This window comes from Colwellia sp. (assembly GCF_013215345.1).
GTDB lineage: Bacteria > Pseudomonadota > Gammaproteobacteria > Enterobacterales > Alteromonadaceae > Colwellia.
Window position 1 is genome coordinate 1 of sequence record NZ_JABSOV010000135.1, and the last position, 9,326, is coordinate 9,326.

At 39.0% G+C, this 9,326-nt stretch carries 8 protein-coding genes; 2 read left to right on the forward strand and 6 right to left on the reverse strand.

Annotated elements, in window-relative coordinates:
* Both HRT50_RS15780 and HRT50_RS15785 read right to left on the reverse strand, forming a co-directional pair.
* A partial coding sequence (locus HRT50_RS15780; protein WP_291616206.1) for a hypothetical protein occupies positions 1-304 on the reverse strand: 304 nt, incomplete at its 3' end.
* Between the two features lie 98 nt (positions 305-402).
* A complete protein-coding gene (locus HRT50_RS15785; RefSeq protein ID WP_291616208.1) occupies positions 403-786 on the reverse strand; it encodes a hypothetical protein in 384 nt (127 codons plus the stop codon).
* Positions 787-1,044: 258 nt separating this feature from the next.
* On the opposite strand from HRT50_RS15785, the gene HRT50_RS15790 reads away from it, so the two are divergent.
* Both HRT50_RS15790 and HRT50_RS15795 read left to right on the forward strand, forming a co-directional pair.
* Entirely contained in the window at positions 1,045-2,013 is a 969-nt protein-coding gene (locus HRT50_RS15790) for an integron integrase (protein ID WP_291616210.1), read from the forward strand.
* Between the two features lie 12 nt (positions 2,014-2,025).
* Positions 2,026-2,442 carry a hypothetical protein gene (locus HRT50_RS15795; protein WP_291616212.1) on the forward strand — a complete coding sequence of 139 codons (417 nt, stop codon included), beginning with the start codon at positions 2,026-2,028 and terminating at the stop codon, positions 2,440-2,442.
* Between the two features lie 101 nt (positions 2,443-2,543).
* Here HRT50_RS15795 and gcvP read toward each other — a convergent pair whose 3' ends face one another.
* The 4 genes from gcvP to HRT50_RS15815 all read right to left on the reverse strand — a co-directional run bounded on the left by gcvP (position 2,544) and on the right by HRT50_RS15815 (position 9,170).
* Positions 2,544-5,453, reverse strand: coding sequence for an aminomethyl-transferring glycine dehydrogenase (gene gcvP / locus HRT50_RS15800; protein ID WP_291616214.1), 2,910 nt, complete (start codon positions 5,451-5,453; stop codon positions 2,544-2,546).
* Between the two features lie 409 nt (positions 5,454-5,862).
* A complete protein-coding gene (gene gcvH / locus HRT50_RS15805) occupies positions 5,863-6,252 on the reverse strand; it encodes a glycine cleavage system protein GcvH (protein WP_291616216.1) in 390 nt (129 codons plus the stop codon).
* Positions 6,253-6,492: 240 nt separating this feature from the next.
* Entirely contained in the window at positions 6,493-7,581 is a 1,089-nt protein-coding gene (gene gcvT, locus HRT50_RS15810) for a glycine cleavage system aminomethyltransferase GcvT (RefSeq protein ID WP_291616219.1), read from the reverse strand.
* A 275-nt stretch (positions 7,582-7,856) separates the two neighbouring features.
* Positions 7,857-9,170, reverse strand: coding sequence for an FAD-dependent monooxygenase (locus tag HRT50_RS15815; protein WP_291616221.1), 1,314 nt, complete (start codon positions 9,168-9,170; stop codon positions 7,857-7,859).
* Between the last annotated feature and the right edge of the window lie 156 nt (positions 9,171-9,326).

Sequence of the window (9,326 nt, forward strand, 5' to 3'; positions counted from 1 at the left end):
GTTCGCGTATAAAGCCAGAGTACGAGCCAAAGTAATTAACTACAATGTAGTTGATAGCAATTTCAATACAGGCTTTGTCTCCTACAGATACGCCATCACCAATTTTGTGTAACGTATTTCTGTACTCAAGCCAATTAAACCTATCGGGAATATGACTAGGTGCGACTACATTTTCAGGCTGTGGAGTATAAATAGAGTATTTTCCATGCAATTGTTTATGCAGAGCAATAATATCCTCTTTCCTCCATCCTGAAGGCACTCCGTGATATTCCTCCACAGGTATATCTTGACTCGACAGCTTCATTGAATACCTAACGCAGCCTTAAGCGGACAAAAATAGTTGGCTACACTTGTTGAGGCACGAAACAAAGCCAACTGTTTTTGTTCCGTTTAAAGGCCTTGTTAGGCATATACAAATGAAATAACGACTGACACGCCAAATAATATAATTGATGCTAAAGACAAGACTGTTATTATTTTTAATTTGGTTACATATGTGGGATTAATACCTAAATTTAACAAACTCTTATGATGAATGCTTCCTCCTATTAGAGAAAGAATGAATAGAAGAGTGATAGCTGCCATTTTTATGTATAAATCATCAACTAACACTGCTGTAGATAAGGCTAAACCTAGGAAAATATTCACCGATTTTCCGGGTTTTGATTTATTTAAAACCAAACTCTTATTTCCATCAGTTAGCGTTTTCATATGCTTTTGAAACAAAAAGAAATAAACACCAAACGTAAATAATGCAATGAATAAAAACACTGTCTCTAGTTGCATGAAACACTCCAGTTTACACGTATGCCTAACAGCTTAATAGAGAGAATAATTCCGTGTTTAAACACGGATTTTTTCCGTCTATCATGATATTTAATTCATACTAAAATACTCTATTTTATATTTAATATCAAAGACTTTAATAAAACTTTAACTTTTTAATTATTGCGTGCATTACGGAAATATTCTGTCTATCAAAGACACATTTACAATTTCAGCTATACTGTATACAAACACAGCCATTAAATATTTATTTTTACTATGTCTGAATCTTTATTTTTAAATAGCATCGGTGAATTTATGATCACACGTAGATTTGCTAAAAGGACTATTCAAACTTACATTTATTGGATCAAGCGATATATTATTTTCAACAACAAGCAACATCCATCAAAACTGGGTAATGAAGAAGTTGAACAATATTTAACTTACTTATCCAACGAAGAAAATGTTGCACCAGGGACACAAACAATTGCCCTTAATTCATTAGTATTTCTATATCGTGAGTTTTTAGGATCCCCTCTGTCATTGTCATTAAATTTTAATAAATCGCAGCGACAAGCTAAATTACCCGTGGTTTTAACTAAAGGTGAAACCGCATCTTTGCTCAGCTTGGTTGATACTCAACATTGGCTATTAGCCAATGTTATGTATGGTAGCGGGTTAAGACTTATGGAAACTGTTAGGTTACGAGTACAAGATATAGATTTTGACTATATGTCAGTTTTGGTTTGGCAAGGAAAAGGCGGTAAAAATCGCAGGGTGACTTTAGCAAAAGAATTAGTGGAGCCATTAAAATTACAAATAGATCTCTGTAAAAAATATTTCGAATTAGATAGTAATACGTCGTATTATCAAGGAGTTTGGCTGCCCTTTGCTTTAAAGAAAAAATATCCAACAGCGGCGAAAGAGTTTGGTTGGCATTATTTATTCCCTTCAGCAAGATTAAGTCGTGATCCTCACGACAATAATAAAGTTCGTCGACATCATATTGACGAAAGCTCATTACAAAAAGCAATTAAGAAGTCGGCTAAATTAGCACAAATCGAAAAGGTCGTCTCATGCCACACGCTGCGCCACTCTTTTGCCACACATCTATTACAACGCGGCGCTGATATTCGTACAGTACAAGAGCAACTAGGTCATACTGATCTACGAACAACACAAATTTATACTCATGTGCTTGAGCATGGCGCTAATGGTGTGCGTAGCCCTTTATCTGACTTATAAAAGGATAAAGTTATGGGAATAAGTCCAAGGGGCCATTTTTTTGACAAGTACGGCAAGATAGAAAAAATACCTTATCGTAAGTTCGAACGCTTATTAAATGCTGACAAAAATGTATTTTACCCTAAGTACATCTCTGAGAAGGTTAAGTGTTCCATTTCCTATGTGGAAATGGAAAACCGTCAAGCGATTAAAATACTTCATTGTGACTACTTAATCATACCTTTCAATGAAAATGGCCTGTTAGATGTAGACACACATGCACAGGGTACAGCTTTAATGCTTCAATCTATTGATCTTCTAGGTAACTTAAATAATATTACTTACATTCAAGCTAAAATAGCAAAAAAAGAATATATGAAGGATTTTACTTGGCAGGCAAAGCAACAACAAATTCTCGCAATTGTAGAAGATATATTTTATAGAAAATAAAGATAAAAAAGGCGAACCACTTCTGGTTCGCCTTTTTTATTTTATCAGTCAAATACTGGATCTCCGACAAAAACCTCGGGGATGACTAATCGAAAAAATGACTATTTATAACTCTCTACTGGAGGACATGAACATATTAAGTTTCTGTCACCATATACATCATCAATTCTGTTAACCGTTGGCCAGAATTTATTAGCTGCTGCCGCAGGTACTGGGAATACTGCTTCTTGAATCGTGTAACCACGCTCCCAAGTATCAGTAATATCCGCTAAGGTATGTGGAGCATTCTGTAATGGGTTGTCGTTTAATGCCCACTCACCTGACTCAACTTTACGTACTTCATCACGAATGCAAACCATCGCTTCGATGAAACGATCAAGCTCAACTTTAGACTCTGATTCCGTTGGCTCAATCATGAACGTGCCCGCTACTGGGAACGACATAGTTGGTGCATGGAAACCGTAATCCATTAAACGCTTCGCCATATCTACTTCAGTAATACCACAGTCCGCTTTAATTGGACGTAAATCGATAATACATTCGTGTGCTACGCGGCCATTAGGTCCAGTGTATAAAATTGGATAATGTTGGCTAAGTTTAGTCGCTAAGTAGTTAGCGTTAGTAATCGCGTATTTAGTCGCGTCAGTAACACCTTTTTTACCTAACATAGCAATGTATAAGTAAGTAATACATAAGATACCCGCACTACCAAATGGTGCCGCTGATACCGCGCCGTTACCTTTAGTTTCGTCATTCACTGTCACTAGTGCGTGATCAGGAAGGAATGGTGCTAGGTGTGACTTAACACCTATAGGACCCATACCTGGACCACCGCCGCCGTGTGGAATAGCAAAAGTTTTGTGTAAGTTAAGGTGTGAAACATCAGCGCCGATTGAACCCGGTGACGTTAAGCCTACTTGTGCGTTCATGTTCGCGCCATCAAGGTAAACTTGACCGCCGTTGTCATGAATGATGTTACAGATTTCAGCAATCGTAGTTTCGTAAATACCATGAGTCGACGGGTACGTGATCATAATACAAGAAAGGTTATCTGCTAACTCTTCAGCTTTCGCTGTTAAGTCGGCCATATCAACATTGCCTTCTTTATCACAATCTACTACCACAACTTTCATACCAACCATTTGCGCTGACGCTGGGTTAGTACCGTGTGCTGATGAAGGAATTAAACAGATGTTACGATGCGAATCACCACGGCTTTCGTGGTATTTAACAATTGCGATTAAACCAGCGTACTCACCTTGAGCACCTGAGTTTGGTTGCATTGAAATGTTGTCGTAACCTGTTAATTCAACTAACCAGTCACCTAGTTGGTCGATCATTTGCTTGTAACCAACAACTTGGTCAGCTGGAGCAAATGGATGCATGTTAGCAAATTCAGGCCATGATACTGGGATCATTTGTGCCGTTGCATTTAACTTCATCGTACAAGAGCCAAGAGAAATCATTGAGTGGTTCAATGCTAAATCTTTGTTCTCAAGTTTTTTGATATAACGAAGCATTTCTGTTTCGCTGTGATACGAGTTAAATACTGGATGCGTTAGTATTTCAGACTCACGTACTAGTGATGCAGGAATTGAAGAATGACCACATTCAACAATTTTATCATCAAGGGCGGCAACTTCTAAACCATGACCTTCGCCTAATAACACATCAAATAATGTTGCTACGTTGTCACGCGTAGTTGTTTCATCTAGAGAAACAGCAACTTGACCATCAACATCAGTACGTAGGTTTAAGTCTGCCGCTGCAGCACGTGCGATGATTTCTGCTTTGCTGTTACCTTCAAGAGAAGCAACTTTAAAAGTTAAAGTATCAAAGTAGTTTGCGTTAACTGCTGTTAAACCTTTAGTCGCGGTACCTAAACATAAAATATCGGTTAAACGGTGAATACGGTTAGCAATGGTTTTTAAACCTTGTGGACCGTGATAAACCGCGTAGAACGCTGCCATGTTGGCTAGTAATACTTGCGCTGTACAAATGTTTGAGTTGGCTTTTTCACGGCGAATATGTTGCTCGCGCGTTTGCATTGCCATACGTAAAGCAGGCTTATCACGAGTATCTTTAGATACACCAATAATACGGCCTGGTAGAGAACGTTTGTACTTGTCAGAAGTAGTGAAGAATGCCGCGTGTGGACCACCGTAACCCATTGGTACACCAAAACGTTGGCTTGAACCAATAACGGCATCAGCGCCTAACTCACCTGGAGACTTCAACATTACTAAGCTCATAAGGTCGGCAGCAACTGCAACAATGCCCTTTTTCTCATGAATTTTAGCAATTAGCTCGCTAATATCAGTGATTTCACCTGAAGCGCCAGGGTATTGGATAAGTGCGCCAAAGATGTCGTGCTCTGCAGCTTCATTAGCTGGGGCAACGATAATGTCAAAACCAAACATTTCAGCACGTTGTTTAACAACGTCGATGGTTTGTGGGAAAACATCTTCTGAGATAAAGAAAAGATTTGATTTTTTGTTTTTAGAAACACGTTTGGCTAGTGCCATGGCTTCAGCAGCGGCTGTACCTTCATCTAATAATGAAGCAGAAGCTAGGTCTAAACCGGTAAGGTCGATACACATTTGTTGGTAGTTTAATAATGACTCTAAACGACCTTGAGCAATTTCTGGTTGATACGGCGTATACGCTGTATACCAACCTGGATTTTCTAACACGTTACGTAAAATAACGTTTGGCGTTAAGGTACCGTAGTAACCTAAACCAATATAAGTGTCGTTTACTTTATTTAAGCTAGCAACGGCTTTTAGATCAGCCAATGCTTGAACTTCTGTTTTACTTTCTTCGATGTTTGGCAAATCAGCAAGGCGGATATCACTCGGCACGATTTCATCAATTAAGGCATCAACCGATTCTGCACCAATGTCATTTAACATAGCTTGAGTTTGCGCTGCATCAGGACCAATGTGGCGACGAATAAAATCTTGAGTTTGCTCTAACTCAGATAATGAGTTAACAATTACTTTTGAAGTCATAACAGTTTCACTTAAATGTAGGTAAATTACGTAAATTTAAAAATATCAGCAAGTAGTAGTTTGGTCATTCCCGTGTTCACTTAGTCGGGAATCCAAAGTAATTAATACTGGATCCTCGATTAAACACTTCGAGGATGACGTTACTAAAGCTTGGTGTAACAATACGATTTTCTTTTATGCTTTTTAGAATAAAAGAAAGCCTCATGTTCTTAAAAGAAGAAAGAGGCTTAATATTTAATGTAGACCTAAAATTCAGATCTACTGTTTTAGCTATGGTAATCAATGTTTAGGCAAAGCCGTCAAGTTACTTGTTGCTGGAGCTTAGTAAGCCTTTAGCTACAAAAGAGCTAAGTGACAAAACAAGTAACGCCGACAATGCCGACTAAACGTGATTAACGACGCTAAAAAATTAATCTTCGTCGATAGAGTTTTTGTAACCTTCAGCATCAAGTAAGTTTTCTAACTCACTTGCATCGTCAAGTTTAACTCTAAATAACCAACCGCCACCAAAAGCATCAGAGTTAAGTAACTCTGGAGCATCTTCTAGTTCTTCGTTGATTGCAACAACAGTACCTGAAACAGGTGCGTAGATATCTGAAGCTGCTTTTACTGATTCTGCTACGGCAACATCATCGCCAACACTTACTGAATCATCAATATCTGGTAATTCAACAAATACCATGTCACCTAAAAGGCCTTGTGCGTGTTCAGTAATACCGATAGTAGCAGTACCGTCACTTTCAAGACGAACCCACTCGTGAGATGTTGCATATTTTAATTCTGAAGGAATGTTGCTCATTTTTATTCTTCCTATTCTTACTTTATTAGTAAGTTGATTAGTAAATTGACCAAATACTTGATTAGATCAATAGATTAAATTTCTGTAATTTATATAGCACAAAAACCGCTAGATAATAATATAAATTCTAAATAATTGGAATTACAGCAAAGCCGTCGAGTTGTGAGTCCTTGAGCTTAGTACACTAAGTGATAGGACGAATAACGATGACAATGCCACTGTAATTTCAAGTATGACGAATTAGAATACTTTTTTACCGTTACGAACAAAGCTTGGTTTTGTAACAGTAACTTTAACTAATTTCTTACGCATTTCAACTTCAACCACATCACCTACTTTTACGCTACGTGGTACACGCGCTAAAGCAACACTGTGACCTAATGTTGGTGAGAATGTACCTGAAGTGATGATGCCTTCGCCAGCTTCAGTAATAACTTTTTGAGCGGTACGAAGCACACCTTTTTCTTCCAGTACTAAACCAACAAGCTTAGGTTGGTCGCCAGCAGCTTTTTGTGCAGTTAATACATCACGACCGATAAAATCACGGTCTGTTGGTTCCCAGCTAATGGTCCATGCCATGTTAGCGGCGATTGGCGAAACTGTTTCGTCCATATCTAAACCGTAAAGGTTCATGCCAGCTTCAAGACGTAAAGTATCACGAGCACCTAAACCACATGGCGCTACGCCTGCGTCTAGTAATTTTTGCCATAAATCTTCTGCGGCACTTTCTGGAATGATAATTTCGTAACCATTTTCACCGGTATAACCAGTAGTTGCGATAAATAAATCACCTACTTGTACACCAAAGAATGGCTTCATGCCTTCAACGGCAGCACTTTCTTCTGCAGAAAGTAAAGTACCGACTTTAGCGATAGCTTCTGGGCCTTGTACGGCAATCATGCCAAACTCAGGACGCTCAGTGATGGTCAAATCAAAACCAATAGACTGCTTAGTCATCCAAGCAAGATCTTTTTCGCGAGTAGCAGAGTTAACTACTAAACGGTAGTTAGTGTCTGAGAAGAAATAAATGATCAAATCATCAATCACACCGCCGGCTTCATTTAACATACCAGTGTAAAGTGCTTTACCTGGGACAGTTAACTTAGCAACATCGTTTATCACTAAACGACGTAAGAAGTCTTTTGCATCTGTGCCTTGCACATCAACAATGGTCATGTGTGAAACATCAAACATACCAGCATCAGTTCTTACTGCATGGTGCTCTTCAATTTGAGAGCCATAGTTAATTGGCATTTCCCAACCATAAAAATCAACCATTTTTGCGCCAGAAGCTAAGTGCTTTGCATGTAATACTGTTTTATTTGTCATGTGCTGTACCTAAGAGTTATCAAAAGGAATTATCAAAGTGGACTGATTATAACCGCCAGCTATCGTTGATTCAACAGCAATACTCACAATTAAAAAATATAAACCCATGTTTTATGGAATACCTGAATTATATTTGATGTCTTGGCGTATTTTGAAATTTTCATTGCGGTTAGCGGAATGTTAGCGGCAAAGAACAAATAAAAGCCAATAACTTTATTAACTTTTATTTATACCTGCTTATATAACAGCAGTTAATAAGGGGGGATTAGTAGACGCTACAGTGCGTCTTTTTGATAGGCAAGCTCGGGTAGATCTGCCTTGATACCTAACGCTTGTGATATTAACTGCTTTTTAGCTGGAGCAAAGTTGTTAATAAGGTTCATGCCGATACCGCGCAGCAGTTTTATCCCAGATTGCTGCGGTGCAAAAGCTTGTTTAATGCCAGCCATGGCCGCAATCATTTCTGTTGCTTCACTTTTACGCCAGCGTGAAAACGCTTTGAGCTCAGATATATTCACCAGCTCGGTGGTGAGCTCTTCATCTTTATTGAGTTTAGCGGTTAAGGTTTGTACTAAAGCGGCGGCATCCAGTAAACCTAAATTAACGCCCTGCCCGGCAAGCGGATGAATGGTATGGGCAGCATCGCCAATAAGTACTACTCGGTCTTTAACAAAGTCTTGTGCTAAACGCATGGTTAATGGATAAGTGAAACGTTCACTTTTAAGTTTAATGTCACCTAATTTACCATCACTGGCTGCGGTTAATTCTTTGGAAAAATCAATGGCATCAAGCGCAGCTAAACGTATGGCTTCATCTGGTGATGTTGAATAAACGATAGAGCAAAGGTCACTAGCAGAGCTTTGATATTTTTGAGAACCCCCCCGTTTTAACGGTAAAAAGGCTAACGGTCCGGTCGGTAGAAATACTTGCCAAGCGGTGTTTTGATGACCCTGAGGACATTCAACCGTAGCAACAATAGCGTGGTGATCGTAATCTTTAAAGATCATCGCCATATTCATTTGTTGACGTACCCAAGAATTAGCGCCATCAGCGCCCACAACCAATTTAGCAATAATAGGCTGTGTTGGTGTGCTGTTAGCCCCTTGCTCGTCATTATTAGCACTGTCATGAACAAAAGTAGCAAAAACTTCACTATCTCCATGACTGATGCTAGCGAGTTTGTTATCAGTAAAAAAGTGAATGTCTTCATCAAGCTCAGCTTGTTGCCATAAAGCGTGGCGAATCACTTTGTTCTCAATGATCCAACCTAAGCTTTCTTCTGGCGGGAAACTGGCACTGTCTTTTGCGGAAAAATCTAGCTTACCTACTCCAGCCTTATCCCAAACATGCATATGCTGATAATCTTGTACTCGGCTGCTTTCAATAGCCGACCAAATACCTAAGTTAGCAAAAATATTTTTGCTGGCAACATTAATGGCACTGACTCTTACATCTATGCTGTCATCAAGTTCAGCCACTGCTGAGCTATCTACCAGAGCAATTTTAAGTTGGCTTGATTGGCGCAGTGCTAATGCTAAGGTTAAACCCACCATGCCAGCGCCAACAATTAACACATCAAATCTTTGCATTTTTTACTCTTTTAAAATTCAAATAATGGCACATCGACTTTAACCAAGTATCCACGAGAGTGACAAAAGTTAAAGCCATATGGATCCCCGACTAAGTGACCACGGGGATGACAATAATACCAGTGCTACTTTATCAGCCGTCATCCCCGAAGTGTC

What these genes read in the sequence shown, in the direction of transcription:
- HRT50_RS15790 (WP_291616210.1), top strand. Translation starts at nt 1,045, where the DNA reads ATGTCTGAATCTTTATTTTTAAATAGCATCGGTGAATTTATGATCACA.
- gcvH (WP_291616216.1), bottom strand. Translation starts at nt 6,252, where the DNA reads ATGAGCAACATTCCTTCAGAATTAAAATATGCAACATCTCACGAGTGG.
- HRT50_RS15785 (WP_291616208.1), bottom strand. Translation starts at nt 786, where the DNA reads ATGCAACTAGAGACAGTGTTTTTATTCATTGCATTATTTACGTTTGGT.
- HRT50_RS15795 (WP_291616212.1), top strand. Translation starts at nt 2,026, where the DNA reads ATGGGAATAAGTCCAAGGGGCCATTTTTTTGACAAGTACGGCAAGATA.
- gcvT (WP_291616219.1), bottom strand. Translation starts at nt 7,581, where the DNA reads ATGACAAATAAAACAGTATTACATGCAAAGCACTTAGCTTCTGGCGCA.
- HRT50_RS15815 (WP_291616221.1), bottom strand. Translation starts at nt 9,170, where the DNA reads ATGCAAAGATTTGATGTGTTAATTGTTGGCGCTGGCATGGTGGGTTTA.
- gcvP (WP_291616214.1), bottom strand. Translation starts at nt 5,453, where the DNA reads ATGACTTCAAAAGTAATTGTTAACTCATTATCTGAGTTAGAGCAAACT.